Below are 19731 nucleotides of genomic sequence, written 5' to 3'. Positions count from 1 at the left end.
CCAACCCCGGCCCCACCTCAGCCTGACTCGGGCGATCCCCCGCATCGCCCGAACCAGACAGCCTGGCCGGATTCACCGCCCTCGCGAGCGGGCCTCCGGAACCTGCACTGAGTATATTGGCTCTCAGCCAGTCAACGCAGGAGTTACAGCATGTCCCCCCGCAGCGCATCGGTCAACGAAGAATTGCGGCGGCGCTCCCGCGAGCGACTCTTACAGGCGACGGTCGAGCTGGTGGGCGAGCGCGGTTACGAGGCCACGACGCTCGGCGACATCGCCCAGCGCGCGGGGGCGGCCCGCGGGCTGATCTCGTATTACTTCCCCGGCAAGCACCAGCTTCTCCAGTCGGCGGTGCACCGGCTGATGCACCGCACGCTGCAGGCCGCCCTGGAGCGCGCCCCCCGCCCGACGGGCCCGGACGCCGGACGGGAGCTGCTGGCCCGCGCGATCGACGCGATCCTGGGACTGGCCCACGACGAACCGCTGCTGATGCGTACCCACATGGCCGGCATCCTGATGTCCCCGGGATTCATCCAGTGCCCGGAGCAGCAACGGCTGGCCCAGCTGCTGCGGGAGACGGTGGCGGCGTACGGGTCGGCCGATCCCGACACGGACTATCCGATGCTCCGCGCGCTACTGATGGGTTCGGTGGTGCCGATGCTGCTGCCGGGCGCCCAGATGCCGCGGGTCCGGCTGCGCGCCGAACTCTTCCAACGGTACGGACTTTCCTGGGAGATGGGCGTCCCGCCGGGCGAACGGCCTCCCGAGGGCGCGACGACGCGTGGACGCCCCGGCGTGTGACGGGAGGGACCGGCAGCCTCCGGGCCGATGTGAGTGCTGCGGGTGCTGCGGGCACTGGGGACACTGGCCGCACCGAAGGCACTGTGGCCTTGCGGACGTTTCGAGCGTTTCACGCACTTCGAGCGTTTTGGGTGCTGAGGTCGTGAACTCCTCTGTTTTGTAGGGGGGTTCGGGTGTCGTAGTCCGCACTGGGTGACCTACCGCTTGTTGTGACGCGGCGTCAGCAGGCCCGCGTCGCGGGCGCCGGCGATCAGGCGCAGGGCGCGGCGGCGGTTGCGGCCGGTGGCGTGCATGACGGCCTGGATCGGGTCGCGGCCGTCCTGCTGGGCCGCGCGGTAGGCCGCCGCGGCGATCTTGCGGCGTTCGCCGGCCCGGGAGCGGACGAGGACGGCCGAGCGCGGTTCGGCGGGCGGCCCGGCGGCGTCGGAACCCGCCCCGTCGTCCGGGGTGGCGCCCGGCGCGGGGTGCGGGCCGGTCTCCGGCTCCGGGGCGTCGCCCTCGGCGGTTGCGGTGGTTCGCGCCGTGCCGGGGGCCGCCTCGGTTGCGTCGGTGGGCGCCGGGCCGGGGGCGTCGTCCGGTGTGGCACCGGGCGCCGGTGCGAGTGTCGCGTCGTCGGGTGCCGGGGCTGCCGGGGTGGCGGCGGCCGCCGGTGCGGTGGCCGGGCCGCAGAGTGCGCCCTCGCCGTGGACGACGTCGCCCGCCGGGGCGTTGGTGCCGGCGCGGGTCCGCCGGGGCCGGGCCGTGCCCTCGCGCTGCTCCGGTGCGGCGGGTGCCGGGCCGGGCGCCGGATCGGGGGCCGCCGCGGCGCCGGCCGGGGACTTCGGGGGACGTCCGGTGGCGGCCCGGCAGGCATCGTCGAGCGGGCCCTCGATCCAGTGGGCGAGGGAGGCGAGGTCGTCGAGTGTCAGGGGCGGGTCGGCGCGGACGTCCTCGACGGTGAGGCGGTCGCCGTTGACCGTGACCAGGACGTCGATCCGGGCGCCGTGGGGGAAGGACAGCCGGGCACTGAACCAGGGGCCCAGTTCGGGCGCTGCCGAGCCATGCGCCTGAAGCTCCCAGTCGGGCCACGCCAGTGCCCCACCTTGCGCTTTATATCGGGGGTTATCGGTATAAAACTCACTTTCCGACACAAACAAAACCTAGCCTCCAGCTCACCCGGCCAAGGGGCGCGGCACGCTCATCGGACCGGGAGCAACCCCGATAGCGCAGCTCTCCCGCCGCACGGCCGCCGGTGCGATCCTGGGGTTACTCCGCGGAAGGGGCCACCCGTGCTTCGTGTCGCTGTGATCGGTTCCGGACCGAGCGGTGTCTACACCGCCCAGACGCTGGTCGGACAGGAGGCCGTCCCGGACATCGAGGTCCATGTCCTGGACCGGCTGCCCTGCCCGTACGGGCTGGTGCGGTACGGCGTGGCACCGGACCACGAGAAGATCAAGTCGCTGCAGAACAACCTGCGGACGGTGCTGGAGCACCCCCGGGTGCACTTCCTGGGGAACATCGAGGTGGGCGACGCCGGGGTGGGCCTGGCGGAGTTGCGGAAGATGTTCCACGCGGTGGTGTTCTGTGTGGGCGCCGCCACCGACCGGCGGCTGGACATCCCCGGGGAGGAGCTGCCCGGCAGCCACCCGGCCACCGACTTCGTCGCCTGGTACAGCGCGCACCCGGACGCGGCGGCCGACGGCTTCACGCTGACGGCCCGTTCGGCGGTGGTGATCGGGGTGGGGAACGTCGCGGTGGACGTGGCCCGGATGCTGTCCCGGGGGGCCGCCGAGCTGGCCGCCACCGACATGCCGCAGGGGGCGCTGGGGGCGATGGCCGACAGCCGGGTCGAGGACGTGTGGATGGTGGGGCGGCGGGGCCCCTCGCACGCCAAGTTCACCACCAAGGAGCTGCGGGAGCTGGGCGCGCTGCCCGGTACGCGGGTGCTGGTCCGGCCGGAGGAACTGGCGCTGGACCCGGGGTACCGCGACCCGAGCGCGCTGCCCGCCCCGGTGCGGCGGAACATCGAGGTGCTGCACGACTGGGCCGAGCGGCCGGTGGCCATGGCGTCGGGGGTGGGCCGGCCGCGCCGGATCCATCTGCGGTTCTTCCTGCGGCCGGTGGAGATCCTCGGCGATCCGGCGGCCGGGGTGCGGGCGGTGCGGTTCGAGCGGACCGTGCCCGACGGGCGCGGCGGGGTCACGGGGACCGGCGAACACGAGGAGATCGAGGGGCAGTTGGTACTACGGTCGGTCGGCTACCGGGGGCTGCCGCAGCCGGGGCTGCCGTTCGACGAGGCGACCGGGACGGTGCCGCACGCGGGCGGGCGGGTCCTGCGGGACGGGGAGCCGTACCCGGGCGTCTATGTGGCGGGGTGGATCAAGCGCGGCCCCACCGGGGTGATCGGCACCAACCGGCCGTGCGCCAAGGAAACCGCGACGTCCCTGCTGGCGGACGCGGCGGAGTTGGCGCGGCGGCCGGTGGCGGCGGATCCGGTGGCGGCGCTGGAGCGGGCCGGGGCGCGGCCGGTGCCCTGGCGGGGCTGGCTGGCCATCGAGGCGGCGGAGGCGGAGCGGGGCCGCGGTCTGGGCCGCGGGACGGTCAAGCTGGCCGACTGGGAGGGGCTGCTGCGCGCGGCGCGGTCGGCGATGGTGGGGCGCTGAGGCGTGGTGCCCGCCGGGCCCGTGCCGTCGCCGGCGCGGGCCCGTTCAGCGTTCGCCGAGGCGACGCTCCTGGAGGTCGGCCGCGCGGAGGACGCCGTCGATCAGGCCGGGGAACAGCTCGTCGAGGTCGGCCCGGCGCAGGCCGTTCATCTTGGCGGTGCCGCGGTAGAACTGCTGGATCACGCCGTGCTCGCGGAGCACCCGGTAGTGGTGCGTACAGGTCGACTTGCTGACCGGGAGTTCGATGTCCGCGCAGTTCAGCTCGCCCTCGGCGGCGGCCAGGGCGCAGACGATCCGCAGCCGCATCGGGTCGGCGAGGGCGTGGAGCACCTGGGCGAGCCGGATGTCCTCGCGCTCCGGGTGCGGTAGCGACCGGGCGCCCGAGGCGGCCCCGGCGACTGCGGTTTCGGTCGTCATGACGGCTCCTGACCTGCGGATCTGTTGACGGGCGGCTGATCGGTGGCGCACTCGCGCACGGCGTTCCCGGTGTTCCTGCGACCTCCGAGGCCCTCATTGTACGAGAACCATCGTAGTTTGACACCTGCCGTAATACGATGCCTATCGTAGAAGGGCGGGCCGTCGCGGCCCCGTCCATCGTCCTCGTCCCGGTACAGGAGCCTGCCGTGAGCGCACTCTTCGATCCCCTCCGTCTTCGGTCGCTGACCGTCCCCAACCGCCTGTGGATGGCGCCGATGTGCCAGTACAGCGCCGCCCCCGAGGGGCCGGCCGAGGGCGTCCCCGGCGACTGGCACTTCCAGCACCTGGCGGCGCGGGCCGCGGGCGGCACCGGCCTGATCCTCACCGAGGCGACCGCGGTCGCCCCCGAGGGCCGGATCAGCCCCTACGACCTGGGGCTGTGGAACGACACCCAGACCGCGGCGTTCCGCCGGATCACCGACGCGATCAAGGCCCAGAACAGCGTCCCCGGCATCCAGATCGCCCACGCCGGCCGCAAGGCGTCCACCGAGCGCACCTGGGTGGACCGCAGCCGCCCGCTGCGCCCCGAGGAGCAGTACGGCTGGCGGCCGGTCGGCCCGAGCCCGCTGGCCTTCGACGACGCGTCCACCACCCCCGAGGAGCTGTCGCCGGCGCAGATCGCCGAGCTGGTCGGGAAGTTCGCCGAGACCGCGCGCCGGGCGCTCGCCGCCGGCTTCCAGGTGGCCGAGATCCACGGTGCGCACGGCTACCTGATCAACCAGTTCCTCTCCCCGTACAGCAACCGGCGCACCGACGCCTACGGCGGCTCCTACGAGAACCGGACCCGGCTTCCCCTGGAGATCGTCGACGCGGTGCGCGCGGTGTGGCCCGAGGACCTGCCGGTGTTCTTCCGGATCTCGGCGACCGACTGGCTCAGCGAGGACGACGGCGACGACCGCGAGGGCTGGACCGCCGACGACACCGTGCGGTTCGCCCGTGACCTCAAGGAGCACGGCGTCGACCTGCTGGACACCTCCACCGGCGGCAACGCCCCGAACGCCAGGATCGCGGTGGCGCCGGGCTACCAGGTGCCGTTCGCCGAGCGCGTCAAGAAGGAGGCCGGCCTCGCGGTGGGCGCGGTCGGGCTGATCACCGAGGCCCGGCAGGCCGAGAAGATCATCGCGGACGGCCAGGCCGACGCGGTGCTGCTCGGCCGCGAGCTGCTGCGCTCGCCGAGCTTCGCCCAGCACGCCGCGCGCGAACTCCGCGCCGCCGTACACATTCCGCAGCAGTATCACCGGGCCATCTGACCTGCGCGGACACCGATCGGGACGCCGTTGTCAGTGGCCGGGTGCACACTGGCAACCATCTGAGACAACGGCGTCCCGGAGGTGTTCCGGCATGACAGACGTACTCCTCGCGGTGGGCACCCGCAAAGGGCTGTTCATCGGCCACCGGCGGCGCGGGGCCTGGCGGTTGAGCGGACCGCACTTCCCCGCCCAGGCGGTCTACTCCCTCGCGATCGACACCCGCGGCGCACGGCCCAGACTCCTGGCCGGGGCCGACAGCGCGCACTGGGGCCCGTCGGTTTTCCACTCCGACGACCTGGGCGACACCTGGCAGGAGCCGGCCCGCCCGGCCGTGAAGTACCCCAAGGACACCGGGACTTCGCTGGAGCGGGTGTGGCAGCTGCACCCGGCGGGCCCGGCGGCGCCCGAGGTGGTCTACGCCGGCACCGAGCCCGGCGGACTGTTCCGCTCCGAGGACCGCGGCGAGACCTTCGAGCTGGTCCGGGCACTGTGGGAGCACCCCAGCCGCGAGCGGTGGGTGCCGGGCGGCGGCGGCCTGGCCGTCCACACCGTCGTCACCGACCCGCGGGACGCCGCCAGGGTGACGGTCGCGGTCTCCGCCGCAGGGGTGTTCCGCACCCGCGACGGCGGCGCCGGCTGGGAGCCGTCCAACTCCGGCGTCAAGGCGGTCTTCCTGCCCGACCAGCACCCCGAGTTCGGCCAGTGCGTCCACAAGATCGCGCCGGACCCGGTCGACCACGACCGGCTCTACCTCCAGAACCACTGGGGCGTCTACCGGTCGGACGACGCGGGGGCGACCTGGACGGACGTCGGCGGCGGGCTGCCCTCCGACTTCGGCTTCGCGGTGGCCGCGCACCCCCGCAGAGGCGACGTCGCCTACCTCTTCCCGATCACCGCCGACATCGACCGGGTGCCGGCCGGGCACCGCTGCCGGGTCTTCCGCACCTCCGACGCCGGTGCGAGCTGGGAGCCGCTGAGCGCCGGGCTCCCCGAGGAGGACCACTACGGCACGGTGCTGCGGGACGCCCTCTCCGTCGACGACGCGGACCCCGCGGGGGTGTATTTCGGCAACCGCTGCGGCGAGCTCTACGCCAGCGCCGACGACGGCGACAGCTGGCGGCAGCTCGCCTCGCATCTGCCGGACGTGCTGTGCGTGCGGGCGGCGGCGGTGGCCTGAGCGGCGGTTGACCGGGATGTGAGAGGGAGGGCACATCGGCCAGTAGGGTGATGCCGTGGCTGCACGACCTCTCCAAGACATCGTCGAACCAGGCTGGGCCAAGGCACTTGAGCCGGTCGCCGGACAGATCGCCGCGATGGGCGACTTCCTGCGGGCGGAGATCGCCGCGGGCCGGACGTACCTCCCGGCCGGCAGCAATGTGCTGCGCGCCTTCCAGCAACCCTTCGATGAGGTGCGGGTGCTCATCGTCGGACAGGACCCCTACCCCACGCCGGGGCACGCGGTCGGGCTGAGCTTCTCCGTGGCGCCGGACGTCCGGCCGCTGCCCGGAAGCCTGGAGAACATCTTCCGCGAGCTGCACTCCGACCTCGGGCTCCCCCGGCCGGCCAACGGCGACCTCACCCCGTGGACCCAGCAGGGCGTCCTGCTGCTGAACAGAGCGCTGACCACCGCGCCGCGCAAGCCGGCGGCGCACCGCGGCAAGGGCTGGGAGCAGGTCACCGAGCAGGCCATCCGGGCGCTGGTGGCGCGCGGCGGCCCGCTGGTGGCGGTGCTGTGGGGGCGCGACGCGCGCAATCTGCGGCCGCTGCTGGGCGGGATGCCGGCCGTGGAATCCGCACACCCCTCCCCGATGTCCGCCGACCGCGGCTTCTTCGGCTCGCGGCCGTTCAGCCGGGTCAACGACCTCCTCGTCCGGCAGGGCGCCCAGCCGGTGGACTGGCGGCTGCCCTGACCCGCGCCGTGCTCAGCGGCCGGGGATAGTGTTCCGCACATGACGAATGCGAACATCCCTGCGGGCTGGTACGCCGATCCGCAGGGCACCCCCCATCAGCTCCGCTGGTGGGACGGTTCCCAGTGGACGGGGCACACCCACCCCGGCCAGCAGGCACAGCCACCGGAGCAGGCCGCTCCGTCGGGCGCCGCCCCGCACGCCGCACAGCCCGCGCCGCAGCAGGTGCCCCAGCAGGCACCTCAGCCGCAGGCGCAGCCGTACGCGCAGCAGCCGGCCCAGGCCCCGTACGGACAGCAGCCCGGCGGCGCCCCCTACGGCCGGCAGGGGGGCCACCCCCAGCAGATGCCGGGGCAGCAGCCGGGCCAGCCGGGTCCGTACTCGGCCGAGGCGCACCACCAGGCGCAGCAGCAGGCCGGTGTGCAGCGCCAGGTGCAGCAGCAGGCCGGGGTGGGCCCCACCGGGCCGGGCGGCGGCACGCTCTTCTCCGAGCCCGTGCTGGTGGTCAACCAGAAGGCCAAGCTCATCGAGGTGAGCAACGAGTACGCGGTCTACGACCAGAACGGCAACACCCTCGGTTCGGTCGTCGAGATCGGCCAGAGCACCGCGCGGAAGGTGTTCCGGGTGGTCTCCAGCCTCGACCAGTACATGACCCACAAGCTGGAGATCCGGGACGCCTACGGGCAGCCGCAGTTGGTGCTGACCCGGCCCGCGAAGCTCATCAAGTCCAAGGTGCTGGTGGCGCGTCCGGACGGCCGGCCGGTCGGCGAGATCGTCCAGCAGAACGCCATCGGGAAGATCAACTTCGCGATGACGGTCGACGGCCGGCAGGTCGGCGCCATCAAGGCGGAGAACTGGCGCGCCTGGAACTTCGCGATCGTCGACCACACCGAGACCGAGATCGCCCGGATCACCAAGACCTGGGAGGGCCTGGCCAAGACGATGTTCACCACGGCGGACAACTACGTCCTGCAGATCCACCGGCAGCTGCCCGACCCGCTGTCGAGCCTGGTCGTGGCCACCGCGCTGACCGTCGACACCGCCCTCAAGCAGGACTCCCGCGGCCTTGGCTGAGTCGGCGGGGGCGCGCGCCGGGGACCACGTCCTGGGGGTGGACTCGGGCGGGTCCGGGCTGCGGATCGCGGTGGCCCGGGTGGGCGCCGGCGGCGAACCGCCCCGGCCGGCGGCCACGTTCACCTCGCGCGAGCCGGTCCGCACCGGCCCGGACGGCATCGACGCGGACCACCTGCTCGCCCAACTCCTTCCCGCCGGCGCCGAGTTGGCGCAGCAGGCGGGGGCGGACCGGTTCGTCGCAGCGTGCGTCGGCGCCGCCGGTATGGGCACCCTCGGCGACGCGCTGCGCGCCCGGCTGCCCGAGGCGCTCGCCACCGCCTTCGGGGTCTGCCGCCTGGCGCTCGCGGCCGACGCGGTGACCGCCTATGCGGGGGCGCTCGGCCAGCGACCCGGTGCTGTGGTCGCCGCCGGCACCGGACTGGTCGCCCTGGGCACCGACCTGACGCCGGCCGGCGGCTGGCGCCGGGCCGACGGCTGGGGGCATCTGCTGGGCGACTGCGGCAGCGGCGCCTGGATCGGGCGGGCCGGGCTGGAGGCGGCGCTGCGCGCCCACGACGGCCGCCCCGGTGGTTCACCGGCGCTGCTGGCCCGGGCGGAGGCGGTGTTCGGTCCGGTCACCGGGCTGCCCGCCGCGCTCTATCCGAGGCCCGACCGGCCCGCCGTACTGGCCTCGTTCGCCCCCGAGGTGGCGCGCTGCGCGGACGGGGACGCGGTCGCCGCCGGGATCCTGGCGGACGCCGCGCGCCATATCGCCGACTCCACCGCCGCGGTCTGCCCGCCCGGTCCCGGCGCCGCGGTCGCGCTCACCGGCGGCCTGCTCGCACTGGGCGAACCGCTGCTCTCCCCGCTGCGCGCCGCGCTCACCGAACGGCCGCCCGGCGCGCGTCCGATCGAAGCGTCCGGAAGCCCGCTCGACGGCGCGCTGGCACTGGCGGCGGCACTGGCCGCGGACCGCCTGGCACTGCCCGTCGACGGCAAGTTGTTGCAGATCACAGGGCATGCGGCGGCCCCGCCGCCACGACGCGCGGGATAAAACGGGACGGATACCTCGTGGCGGAACCCTCCCTCGGCGGCCGGGCGCGACGAGGCGTTAGCATGCGGCGCCATGAGTTCCCCCACTGGGCCCGCACCCGGCTCGCCCCGCATTGACGCCGCAGCCCCCGGCCTGCCCGTTCGTACGCCGCGCACGCGGCCCTCCGGCCGCCACCGCAAGCCGGAGCCGCTCGCCGCACCCGAGGGCGCACCCGCCCTGGTCCTGGCCGTGCCCGGCACCCCGTCCGCCACCTCGCGCAGCCTGGCGGAGGAGGTCTCCAGCATCGCCCGCTCCGAGCTGCCCGGCCTCGACGCGCGGATCGGCTACGTCGACGGCGGCGACGAGGAGTTCCCGTCCCTGGAGGCGGTACTGGCCGCGGCCGCCGCCGAGCAGAACGCCCGGGCGACCGAGACCGGCCAGCCCGACCCCGGCCCGGCCGCGGTCGTCGTCCCGCTGCTGGCCGGCCCGGACAGCGCGCTGCTGCGCCGGATACGCCAGGCCGTCCTGAACAGCGCCTCCGGGGCCGAACTGACCGACGTCCTGGGCCCGCACCCGCTGCTGGCCGAGGCGCTGCACGTCCGGCTGTCCGAGGCCGGGCTGGCCCGCGCCGACCGGGCCCGGCTGTTCACCGTCGCCACCGCGGCGGACGGCATCATCCTCGCCACCGTCGGCGGCGAGGAAGCGGTGCAGGCCGCCGGGATCACCGGCATGCTGCTCTCCGCCCGGCTGGCCGTGCCGGTGCTGGCCGCCGGCCTGGACGAGGAGGGCGCGATCGCCCGCACCGCGGAGCAGCTGCGCGCGTCCGGCTCGCAGCAGCTGGCGCTGGCCCCGTACCTGATCGGTCCGGAACTCGCCGACGGCCTGCTGGGGGCGGCCGCGGAGGAGGCCGGCTGCGCCTCGGCCGAAGCGCTGGGCGCATACGGCGCGGTGGGCCGGCTGGCCCTGTCGAACTACGCGGCGGCGGTGGGGATCACCCTGCCGGGCCAGGGCCTGGGGTCGCCCGTCCGGTAGGCCCGCACGGCACCGGCGGCACGAGCCGGAGCCGCATTCCGTTCACCGAGGGCCGTCCCGCGCCGAGCGCGGGGCGGCCCTCCGCGCTGCCCGGCGCCTCCCCGCCCTCGTCCGCACCCCGCTGAGCGGCATGAACGCCCGTCAGACGGCCCGTGAAAGCGGAATGGACCCCCGGGGGGCCCGGCGAGGCCGGCGAGCCCCGAGCGGGGCGCTCCGCGGCCGCCGTGCGCCCCGCGGCACATCGCCCGCGCCCCGGCCGTCCGCACGGCCCCGGTGTCGGCCACGGCCGCCTCGTCTACCGTCGGGGCACCGCCCTTCCGCCCCTCCCCGCGACTCCGCCCCGTAGGAGGCCACCGTGCCGGACACCACCCCCGCTCCCGAGGACGTCGTCCGGGCCTGCTTCGCCGCGTACCTGGCCCAGGACCGGCCGGCCATGGAACGGCTGCTCGCCGAGGAGTTCGTCTTCACCAGTCCGCAGGACGACCGCATCGGGCGGGAGGCGTTCCTGGAGGTCTGCTTCCCGACCGCGGACCGCCTGCACTCCCAGAAGCTCCTCGACGCGGTGCCGTTCGGCGACGGCCAGGTCTTCGTCCGGTACGCGTACGAACTCACGACCGGCGAACGCCACCGCAACGTCGAGGTGATGACGGTGCGGGACGGGAAGCTCACCGAGACCGAGGTGTACTTCGGCGGGCGCTTCCCCCGGGGGTGACCGGCTGCCCGGTGGTCCGTCAGGCGAAGACCACGCACGAGACGGCCGGCGCCGCGACCGAGCCGCCGCGGACGGGGACGCCGGTCGCCGGGTCGAGGGTGAACCATGTGACGTCGCCGGAGCGTTCGTTGGCGGCGTAGAGGTGCCGCCCGTCGGGGTGCAGCGCGAGGTCGCGGGGCCAGTGGCCGCCGCACGGCACGGTCGTGACGAGCTCCGCGGTCCCGGCCGCGGCGTCCAGGGAGAGCACCGCGATGCTGTCGTGCCCACGGTTGGCGGCCCAGGCGAACCGGCCGTCGTGGGAGAGGACCAGTGCGGAGGGGAACGTCGGTCCGGTGGGCGCGGCTCCGTCGGGGAGCAGCGGGGTCTCCCCCAGCGGCGTCAGCGTGCCGCGGTCGGCGTCCCACCGGCAGAGGGTGAGGGTCGGGGCGAGTTCGTTGACGACGCAGACGAGGTCGCCGCCGGGGTGGAAGGCGAGGTGGCGGGGCCCGCCGCCGGGGCGCAGGGGCGTCTCGTGCCGCACGGTCAGCGTGCCGGTCGCCGGGTCGAGGGTGCAGACCCGGACCGCGTCGGTGCCGAGGTCGACGCTGAGCAGCCACCGGCCGGCGGGGTCGGGCCGCACGCAGTGGGCGTGCGGGCCCTCCTGGCGGTCGGTCCGGGGGCCGCTGCCGTGGTGGGCGAGGATCTGTGCCGGTCCGCCGAGGGTGCCGTCGTCCCGTACGGGGAGCGTGCTGACGTCGCCGGAGCCGTAGTTGGCGGTGACGAGGTGGCCGGCGGTCAGGGTGAGGTGGGTGGGGCCGGCGCCGCCGACGGGGACCGGCGGTGCGAGCAGCGCGGGGCCCTCGGGGGTGAGGCGGAAGGCGGCGGCCGCGCCGTCGGGGGTCTCGCTGACGGCGTAGAGGAGGCGGCGGCCGGGGTCCGGCACCAGGTAGGAGGGGTTGGGGACGGCATCCGTGGAGTGCAGCGGGGTCAGTGCCCCGGAATCCGGGTCGACGGCCGCGGTGGTGATGCCGGGGCCACCGGCGGTGGTGAAGGAGCCGAGGTAGGCGCGCGGGCCGTCCCCGTACGCCGGTCCGCCGGTGGTCGGCTCGGCCGCTGGTCCCGTCGGCGCCACTGGTCGCCGCCCTTCGTCCGCCTGTCTGTGGGGGCCGCCCGGCCGGGCGCCGGTGCGGCGCGGGGTGTGCCGTCCGGGCGGTGTCCCGCTGTGCGGGCGACGCTAACAGGGCGGGTCGGGGCGGCGCCCGGCGATGGCTGGGAGTGGACGGTACGTGGGCCGGCGCCGCCCCGCCCCGGCCCACGGGCCCGGCCGGCGTCAGGACGCGGCGAACGGCGCCCGGGGCGAACTGCGCACCGGGTGTGCCAGTGCGGTCAGCGCGGACTCCAGGCCGTGCAGATGAGCCAGCGCGCGTTCGGCGCCGGGGTGGTGGGCCGGGGCGGCGGCCGGGCCGTCGAGCGCGGCGCCGGTGTCCGGACCGGGCGCGAACAGCGTGCCCACCACGGCCGCCACCCGCTGGCAGGCCGCGGTCAGCCGGGCGTCGTGCGAGGCCGCCGGGTCGGCGGCCACCTCGGCCAGGCCCCGCACCTGCGCGGCGCACTCGTCCAGGCAGGCCACGACCTGGCGGGCGCGGGCCTTGCGGTGCCGCAACGGGTTGAGCGGGTGCAGCAACGGCACCAGGGACAGCCGCACGCGGGCCAGCAGGAGTTCCAGCTCGGCGACGTGCGGGGCGGGGTCGGCCCCGTCGTCCCCGGCGAGCCGACGGGCGGCGACCGCGGTGCAGTCCCGTACGCAGTGCACCGCGCGCTGGATCCAGGCGTCGGTCGCGGCGTGCGTGGTGACCGGCAGCACCAGCGCCACCGCCAGCGCGGCGCCCAGCGCGCCGACCGCGGTCTGCTCCAGCCGCAGCGCCAGCAGCCCCGGGTGCAGGACCCCGAGCAGGCCGTAGAGCAGCCCGGCCATGACGGTGACGAAGAACATCATCCAGCTGTAGGACGGCCCCGCGGTGTAGAAGATCCCGAAGACGCAGACGGCGACCAGCGCGGCCGTGGGAACCGGGGCGCCGTGCAGCGGGATCGCGACCAGCAGGCCGACCGCGATGCCGGTGACGGTGCCCAGGACCCGCCGGAAGCCGCGGACCAGGGTCTCGCCGCGGGAGGCGGTGTTGACGAAGATCCACCAGGCCGACACCACGGCCCAGTACCAGCGGTCCTGGGACAGCACCTGGCCGACGGCGAGCGCGAAGCCGCAGGCGGCGGTCGCCTGGACCGCCTGCCGGGTGGTGATCCGGGCCAGGCCGCGGCCGGCGGGCTGCGGCACCGCGGCGGGCGGCGGCATCCGGCGCTCGTAGCACCACAGGCCGAAGCGGACCGACGACGAGGCGAGCAATCCGAGCGCGAGCGCGGCGCACAGCTCCGGCAGCCGGGCCGGGGTCGCATGCAGGAACTGCACCATGAAGAACATCATGAACGCGAAGATCCCCAGGGCGTGCCCGCGCGGGCCCCAGCGGCGCGCGTAGACGCCGGCGCCAACGACGGCGAGGAACGCCGCGTCGCGCAGCAGGGGGTGTCCGTGGAGCGCGGCCGCCGCGACCAGCACCGGGAGGCCGGCGGCCGGCAGCAGGGCGGTGGTCACGGCCTGGCCGCGCACCGTGGGGTCGCCGACGGTGAAGAGCGCGAGCAGGGCGGCGACCCCGCCGGCGACGGCCGCGGGCAGCGACTGGACGACGAGACCCGCCACCGTCACCGCGGCCCCGACGCCCAGGACGGCCCGGGCGGCGCTGCGCAGCCGCAGCCGTCCGGGATCCGGGGCCACGAACATCCTCTTCAGCACGGCCTCCCCTTCGTGTGCATCCCTCGTCCGCGCCGGCCGGTGCGCCGGCGCGGGAAACAACCCATGGAAACCCCACGGAACCGATGGAACCCATGGAACCCATGGAAAACGCATAAAAAAGGCGCCGCGGAATCCGCAGCGCCATCGACGGGACCATCTCACCATCAAGCGGCCAGTTGGCTCAAGAGAGAACGAAAATGCTGGGCCATTGGTCCAATGCGAAGGGCATTCGGTGCGCCAACAGCGGGCCAACGGTCCAGCCGGGGCGGCGTGATCCGAACCGCCGGCCCGCGCGGCGCCGTCACATGGGCAGGGAGCGCAGCCGCACCGGGCCGGACGGCCACCCGGCCCCGTCGCGCAGCGGCGTCCACATCGTCCGCAGCGGCATCACCACCGGCCCGGAGGGCTGCTCGACCCGCACCTCCGCGCGGACCTCCCGCCAGCCGAGCCGTGCGTAGAGGGCGACCAGCGGCGGGCGGCAGAAGAGGAGGCCGTGGTCGGGGCCCATGGTGCGGGCGTGGTCCAGCGCGGCCGCCACCACCCGCCGCGCAAGCCCCAGGCCGCGCAGGTCGGACGCCACCGCGACCCCACCGATGCCGATGACCGAGGTCGCGGTCCCGTCGATCTCGATCGGCAGTCGCCGCAGGCCGGCGTGTGCCACCAGGCGGCCGTCGAGCCGGATGCCGAAGTGCTCTTCCTTGGGCAGCCAGGTCAGGCCGGCGTCGTCGACGCCGAAGGGGTCGGGGCCGTCGCCGAGGATCTCAGTCATGTGGCCGGGGGTGAAGTCGTCGAGCCGAGCGGCGGCGAGCGGCGTGGGGAGCTTCGTCATGCCGGAATCATGATCCGCCGCGCGGTTCCGCGGCCAGCACGGAACCGGGCACGGATCCGACGCACATCCGACGCACATCCGGCGCAGATCCGGCGCAGATCCGACACGGGTCCACATACCGGCCCGCGCATGACTCTTGTGACCCTTGCACGACTCTTGACGGTCAACGCCCGCACACTTACCGTCACTCCCGCTCCTGGCGCCTTTGAGTAAACCTTTACCCCGCTTCGGATGGAAAGGTGGAGGCATGGGTGGGCTGCGACGTCGTTCTCTGCTCGCCGCCGCCGGCGGCACCGCGGCGGCCGCCGGTCTGGCGAACACCGGAACGTCCCAGGCATCGGCGCACCCCCGGACGGCCGCGACCGGGGCGACCGGGGTGACGGAGGCCGCGCCGGCTGCTGGAGATCGCCCCGGCCCGTACGACCGGAAGGTCGCCGCACTGCTGGCGCGCATGACCCCCGAGGAGAAACTGGGGCAGTTGCAGCAGCTCCCGTGGGCGTACGACACCGGGCCCGGCGGGCCGGGGACCAAGGTGGTCGAAGAGGCCGCCCGCAACGGGAAGTTGGGCTCGGTACTCAGCATCTTCGGCGCGCGTACCTGCAACGCGCTCCAGCGGATCGCCGTCGAGGAGTCGCGGCTGGGCATCCCGCTGCTGTTCGGGCTCGACGTCATCCATGGCTTCTGGACGACGTTCCCCATCCCGCTGGCGCAGGCCGCCAGCTTCGATCCACGGGTCGCGGCGCGGGACGGGGAGGTGTCGGCGCGGGAGGCCCGGTCCAACGGCGTGCACTGGACCTTCGCGCCGATGATGGACGTGACGCACGAACCGCGCTGGGGCCGGATCGCGGAGGGCAACGGCGAGGACCCGTACCTGACCGCCGCGTTCGCCGCCGCCAAGGTCCGCGGCTACCAGGGGGACCGGCTCGCCGACTCAGACCGGATCGCCGCCTGCGCCAAGCACTTCGTGGCATACGGGGGCGCCGAGGGCGGCCGCGACTACAACACCGTGGACGTCTCCGAGTCCCGGCTGCGGAACCTCTACCTCCCGCCGTTCCGGGCCGCGGTGGATGCCGGGGTGGCCACGGTGATGGCCTCGTTCAACACCATCGCCGGCGTCCCCGCGCACGCCAATCCGCACACCCTCACCGACGTCCTCAGACGGGAGTGGGGCTTCGACGGGATGGTGGTGAGCGACTGGAACGGGGTGCGGGAACTTGTGCCGCACGGGGTCGCGGAGGACGACGCGGACGCCGCGCGGCTGGCGCTCGGCGCGGGCGTCGACATGGAGATGACCAGCACCACCCTGGTCACCCACGGCAGGCGGCTCCTCCAGGAGGGGCGGATCAGTGCGCGCCGGCTGGACGAGGCGGTCACCCGGGTGCTGCGGCTGAAGTACGCGCTGGGGCTGTTCGCGCACCCGTATGCCGACGAGGGGAAGGCGATCGGCGAGCCGTCGGCCGAGGCCCGGGCGGCGGCCCGGGACGCCGCGCGCCGGTCGATGGTGCTGCTGAAGAACGACCGCGGGGTGCTGCCGCTGCGCGCCACGGCCGGCTCGATCGCGGTGGTGGGGCCGTTCGCCGACTCCCCCGACCTGCTGGGGACATGGGTGATGCCGCCCGCCGCCCGGAAGTTCCCGGCCGGCACGGTGCTGGCAGCGGTGCGGCAGGCAGCTCCGCGCAGCACGGTCCGGTACGCCCCCGGCGTCGACCCGCAGGGCGGCGACACTGGCGGCATCCCGGCGGCCGTCGCGGCGGCCGCCGCCTCCGAGGTGACGGTCGTGGTGCTGGGCGAACCGCCGGCGCTCAGCGGGGAGGCCGCCGCACGCAGCGACATCGGGCTGCCGGGCGCCCAGGAGCGGCTGGTCGAGGCGATCGCCGGCACCGGCAGGCCGTTCGCGGTGGTGCTGGTCAGCGGCCGGCCGCTGACCCTCGGCGGCTGGCTGGCGCGGACCCCGGCGGTGCTGGTGGCCTGGCACCCCGGCATCGAGGCGGGCCACGCCATCGCCGATGTGCTGTTCGGCACGGCCAACCCGGGCGGCAAGCTGCCGGTGTCGTTCCCGCGCTCGGCCGGGCAGCTCCCGATCCACTACAACCACGAGAACACCGGCCGCCCCTACGACCCGGACGACAAGTACACCTCGAAGTACCTCGACCTGCCGGACGGGCCGCAGTTCCCGTTCGGCCACGGGCTGAGCTACACGACGTTCCGCACCGGTGCGCCCGAGGTGAGCACCGACCGGATCGCGGCGAGCGCCCTCCGCCGCGGCGAAACCGTCGAGGTCGCGACGACCGTCACCAACACCGGCTCCCGGACCGGCGACGAGGTCGTCCAGCTCTACCTCCACGACCGGGCCGCCAGCCTCGCCCAGCCGGTCCGCCGCCTGCGCGGCTTCCGGCGGGTGACCCTGGCCCCGGGGACGACCCGCACGGTGACGTTCCGTCTGGCCGCCGACGACCTCGGCTTCTGGAGCAACGACCCGCACGGCGACTTCCGCCTGGAGCCCGGCAGCTTCGACCTCTACGTGGGCACCAGCTCGACCACCGCGACGAGGACGACGCTCACGGTGGTCTGAGGCGGGGGGCTCAGGAGAACTGGGCGACGTAGTCGTCGAAGGGCGGGATGCCCACCTCGGCCCGGCGCTGGTCCATCGACTCCGGGTCCTGGCAGGGCCAGGGGATGGGAGCGCCGTTGCGGACGCCGGCGATCTGGGTGCCGTAGAGCTGTTCGCGGCCGTCGTTGACGCGGGTGCGGTCCTGGAGGAAGGCCAGGTCGCGGGGGCTTGCCAGGCCGTCGGTCACGGCGCGTTCGAGCAGGCTCAAGGCGCGGCGCTGCACGTCGAGTTGGCGGTCGGCGTGCTGGGCGATCAGCCAGGCGGCGCGGGCGGCGTCGGCGCCGAAGCGGTCCGCGGTGGGCCAGCCGTGGGCGTCGAGGATCTCGGTGAGCCGGTCGGCGTGCCGGGCGGTCAGCCGGCGCCAGGCCAACTGGTCGGCGAAGTCGTCGCTGTTGGCGCGGGGTGCGGCCGCGTTGTCCTCGGCGGCCATGGCGACGAGTTCGGCGGCCACCGCTGCGAGATCGTCGTCGGTGGGGTGCTGCGGTACGTCGTGCGTCATCTGCGTTCCAGACTTCGTCGGTGACCCTGCGTCGGGCCGGGTGCGTCCACGCTAAACGCCTGAATCGGCACAAAAGATCGTTCTTGGGTACGGTGACAGCAGGGGCTCGGCGGCTGGATAATGGATCTACCCCCGGAACGCTCCGAGCACTTTCGGCGCACCGCCGACCAACCCGCCGACCGTGAGGAGGCCGTGGGCCGATGTCCGTGGATGCGCTGGACGCGAAGATCCTCCGACTGCTGCTGGAGCAGCCGCGGACGAGCGTGCGGGAGTATGCCCGGCTGCTGGGTGTCGCCCGCGGGACGGTGCAGGCGCGGCTGGACCGCATGGAGCGGGACGGGGTGATCACCGCCTACGTCCCGCGACTCTCGCCCGCCGCGCTGGACCACCCGCTGCTGGCCTTCGTGCACATCGAGGTGACGCAGGGCTACCTGGAGGAGGTGGCCGCCGCGCTGGCCGCGGTGCCACAGATCATCGAGGCGTTCTCGACGACCGGCGGCGGGGACCTGCTGACGCGGGTGGTGGCCCGGGACGCGGCGCATCTGGAGGATGTGATCCAGCGGCTGATCAGCCTGCCGGGGGTGGTGCGCACCCGCACGGAGATGGCGCTGCGCGAGCGGGTGCCGCATCGGATGCTGCCGCTGGTCGAGGCCGTGGGCGGGACGACGGCGGCCAGGCAGACAGGTTGAAGCCGGCGGGCCGCGGTGTGCGGGGTGGTGCCCGGGGCCGGCCGTAGTGGTGCGGGCCGGCCCCGGGGGTGGCTCACTTGATGCCGAGGGAGGCGCACTCCGACGCGACGGCCGGGGTGCACAGCAGATCGGTGCGGACGGCGCCGTCGTCGACGAGGGTCTCCTTGATGTTCGCCTTGGTGACCATCACGGCCTTGAAGAGCTTGGCGGGGATGCCGGTCCGGCTGGCACTGTCGGCGGTGGTGGAGGTGAGCGAGGCGATGCTCTGCCCCCGCAGCAGACGGAAGGCCAGCTCCGCGGCGGTCTCCGCCTCCGGCCGCACCTGCTTGTAAATGGTGAACGACTGAGTGCCGTTCAACACCCTCTGCAGGGCGGGCAGTTCGGCGTCCTGACCACCGAGCGGAACGTTTTTCGCCCCGGCGGACTTCAGCGCGTCGGCGATACCTCCGGCCATCCCGTCATTTGCCGAGTAGACCGCGTCGACGCCTTGTGCGCCACGGGCGTTGAGGAGATCGGTCATCTCCTTCTTCGCGGTGGCGTCGGACCACCCGGGGATGTCCTTCTCATAAACGATCTTGCGCACCTTGCCGTCGAGGGCGGCGTGCGCGCCCTTCTTGAACGACGGGGCATTCGGGTCGTCCGGGGAGCCGTTGAACATCGCGACGTTCGCGGTGGCCGCCCGGGAGCCGAGCGCGGCCAGAATTCCCTCGCCCTGGAGTCGGCCGATCTTCTCGTTGTCGTAGGAGACATACGCCTTGACATCGCCCTCGGCGAGCCGGTCGTAGGCGATGACCTGTACGCCCTGACGTGCGGCGGAGTCCACCCAGTCCTTGGCGGCACGGGCGTCGACCGGGTCCAGGATGATCACCTTGACGCCCTTCTTCACCAGGGCCTCGAACTGGGTGCGCTGGCTCTCGACGCTGGACTCGGCGTTTCCGTAGTCCACCGTGCATTCGAGGCAGAGCGCGGCGACCCTCCGGGAAATGATGCGGTGATCGAATTTCTCGTAGCGCGTCGATTTGCTCTCGGGAAGGAGGAGGCCGATGTGGTCCTTCCCTTCGGGCGCTTCCTGTTGATCACTTCCGCAGGCCGCCAAGGGGGCGGCGAGGGAAAGCGCCAGCACGCTGACGACGACGCGGCGACGTATTGTTGCATTCATCACATTCACTGCGTCCATTGCCTTCATCGGCCTCATGAAATGTACCTCCACAGGGGCCGCCCTGACTCGGCCCATGAATGGCTGAGTGAACGTCACCGAAGCCCGAATCGTCAAGAAACGAAGCAATAACGATCCGGAAGCGGGATCTGCGTTGAGATGCCGAAGGGTGTGACGTCGACTGATGCAACGGGGCGCGGCGGGCGGGCCGGTGCCGGC

At 74.0% G+C, this 19731-nt stretch carries 18 protein-coding genes; 11 read left to right on the top strand and 7 right to left on the bottom strand.

Features of this window, described 5'->3' with window-relative positions; translation table 11 throughout:
- Positions 1-150: 150 nt before the first annotated feature.
- Positions 151-798 carry a TetR/AcrR family transcriptional regulator gene (locus tag B073_RS0137425; RefSeq protein ID WP_018543178.1) on the top strand — a complete coding sequence of 216 codons (648 nt, stop codon included), beginning with the start codon at positions 151-153 and terminating at the stop codon, positions 796-798.
- A gap of 197 nt (positions 799-995) precedes the next feature.
- On the opposite strand, the gene B073_RS49525 is transcribed toward B073_RS0137425, so the two are convergent.
- Entirely contained in the window at positions 996-1928 is a 933-nt protein-coding gene (locus tag B073_RS49525; protein WP_018543177.1) for a DUF6214 family protein, read from the bottom strand.
- Between the two features lie 138 nt (positions 1929-2066).
- Between B073_RS49525 and B073_RS0137415 the strand changes: the two genes are divergently transcribed.
- Positions 2067-3440 (top strand): FAD-dependent oxidoreductase, encoded by a 1374-nt coding sequence (locus B073_RS0137415; RefSeq protein WP_037814140.1) that lies wholly within the window; start codon positions 2067-2069, stop codon positions 3438-3440.
- Between the two features lie 45 nt (positions 3441-3485).
- On the opposite strand, the gene B073_RS0137410 is transcribed toward B073_RS0137415, so the two are convergent.
- A complete protein-coding gene (locus tag B073_RS0137410; protein ID WP_018543175.1) occupies positions 3486-3857 on the bottom strand; it encodes an ArsR/SmtB family transcription factor in 372 nt (123 codons plus the stop codon).
- A gap of 206 nt (positions 3858-4063) precedes the next feature.
- Between B073_RS0137410 and B073_RS0137405 the strand changes: the two genes are divergently transcribed.
- The 7 genes from B073_RS0137405 (at position 4064) to B073_RS0137375 (ending at position 10904) form a co-directional block, all read left to right on the top strand.
- Positions 4064-5167, top strand: coding sequence for an NADH:flavin oxidoreductase/NADH oxidase (locus tag B073_RS0137405; protein WP_018543174.1), 1104 nt, complete (start codon positions 4064-4066; stop codon positions 5165-5167).
- Positions 5168-5258: 91 nt separating this feature from the next.
- Positions 5259-6344, top strand: a complete 1086-nt coding sequence (locus B073_RS0137400) for a WD40/YVTN/BNR-like repeat-containing protein (protein WP_018543173.1) — start codon at positions 5259-5261, stop codon at positions 6342-6344.
- Positions 6345-6399: 55 nt separating this feature from the next.
- On the top strand, positions 6400-7077 hold the full coding sequence (locus B073_RS0137395) for a uracil-DNA glycosylase (protein ID WP_026248096.1): 678 nt from the start codon (positions 6400-6402) through the stop codon (positions 7075-7077).
- A 39-nt stretch (positions 7078-7116) separates the two neighbouring features.
- Positions 7117-8148 carry a phospholipid scramblase-related protein gene (locus tag B073_RS0137390; protein WP_018543171.1) on the top strand — a complete coding sequence of 344 codons (1032 nt, stop codon included), beginning with the start codon at positions 7117-7119 and terminating at the stop codon, positions 8146-8148.
- The gene (locus B073_RS0137385; RefSeq protein WP_018543170.1) at positions 8141-9181 is read left to right on the top strand and encodes an N-acetylglucosamine kinase; all 1041 of its coding nucleotides are present in this window, start codon (positions 8141-8143) and stop codon (positions 9179-9181) included. Before B073_RS0137390 ends, B073_RS0137385 begins: the two co-directional genes overlap by 8 nt.
- 72 nt (positions 9182-9253) lie before the next feature.
- Complete coding sequence (locus tag B073_RS0137380; RefSeq protein ID WP_018543169.1) at positions 9254-10192, top strand: hypothetical protein; 939 nt, start codon at positions 9254-9256, stop codon at positions 10190-10192.
- Positions 10193-10547: 355 nt separating this feature from the next.
- Positions 10548-10904 carry a nuclear transport factor 2 family protein gene (locus B073_RS0137375; RefSeq protein WP_018543168.1) on the top strand — a complete coding sequence of 119 codons (357 nt, stop codon included), beginning with the start codon at positions 10548-10550 and terminating at the stop codon, positions 10902-10904.
- Positions 10905-10923: 19 nt separating this feature from the next.
- On the opposite strand, the gene B073_RS0137370 is transcribed toward B073_RS0137375, so the two are convergent.
- The 3 genes from B073_RS0137370 to B073_RS0137360 form a co-directional block, all read right to left on the bottom strand.
- Complete coding sequence (locus tag B073_RS0137370; RefSeq protein WP_018543167.1) at positions 10924-12015, bottom strand: lactonase family protein; 1092 nt, start codon at positions 12013-12015, stop codon at positions 10924-10926.
- A gap of 198 nt (positions 12016-12213) precedes the next feature.
- Positions 12214-13716 (bottom strand): FUSC family protein, encoded by a 1503-nt coding sequence (locus tag B073_RS0137365; protein ID WP_199788239.1) that lies wholly within the window; start codon positions 13714-13716, stop codon positions 12214-12216.
- Positions 13717-14029: 313 nt separating this feature from the next.
- Positions 14030-14557, bottom strand: a complete 528-nt coding sequence (locus tag B073_RS0137360; protein WP_018543165.1) for a GNAT family N-acetyltransferase — start codon at positions 14555-14557, stop codon at positions 14030-14032.
- Between the two features lie 247 nt (positions 14558-14804).
- On the opposite strand from B073_RS0137360, the gene B073_RS0137355 reads away from it, so the two are divergent.
- A complete protein-coding gene (locus tag B073_RS0137355; protein ID WP_018543164.1) occupies positions 14805-17129 on the top strand; it encodes a glycoside hydrolase family 3 N-terminal domain-containing protein in 2325 nt (774 codons plus the stop codon).
- A gap of 10 nt (positions 17130-17139) precedes the next feature.
- Here B073_RS0137355 and B073_RS0137350 read toward each other — a convergent pair whose 3' ends face one another.
- The gene (locus tag B073_RS0137350; RefSeq protein WP_018543163.1) at positions 17140-17667 is read right to left on the bottom strand and encodes a DUF6624 domain-containing protein; all 528 of its coding nucleotides are present in this window, start codon (positions 17665-17667) and stop codon (positions 17140-17142) included.
- A 200-nt stretch (positions 17668-17867) separates the two neighbouring features.
- Here B073_RS0137350 and B073_RS0137345 point away from each other — a divergent pair, with 200 nt between their 5' ends.
- Positions 17868-18356, top strand: a complete 489-nt coding sequence (locus B073_RS0137345; protein WP_018543162.1) for an Lrp/AsnC family transcriptional regulator — start codon at positions 17868-17870, stop codon at positions 18354-18356.
- A 73-nt stretch (positions 18357-18429) separates the two neighbouring features.
- Here B073_RS0137345 and B073_RS0137340 read toward each other — a convergent pair whose 3' ends face one another.
- On the bottom strand, positions 18430-19515 hold the full coding sequence (locus B073_RS0137340; RefSeq protein ID WP_026248095.1) for a sugar ABC transporter substrate-binding protein: 1086 nt from the start codon (positions 19513-19515) through the stop codon (positions 18430-18432).
- Between the last annotated feature and the right edge of the window lie 216 nt (positions 19516-19731).

Source organism: Streptomyces sp. MspMP-M5 (assembly GCF_000373585.1).
In the GTDB taxonomy this organism is placed as follows: Bacteria; Actinomycetota; Actinomycetes; order Streptomycetales; family Streptomycetaceae; genus Streptomyces.
This window is presented reverse-complemented; position numbering and strand designations above follow the sequence as displayed.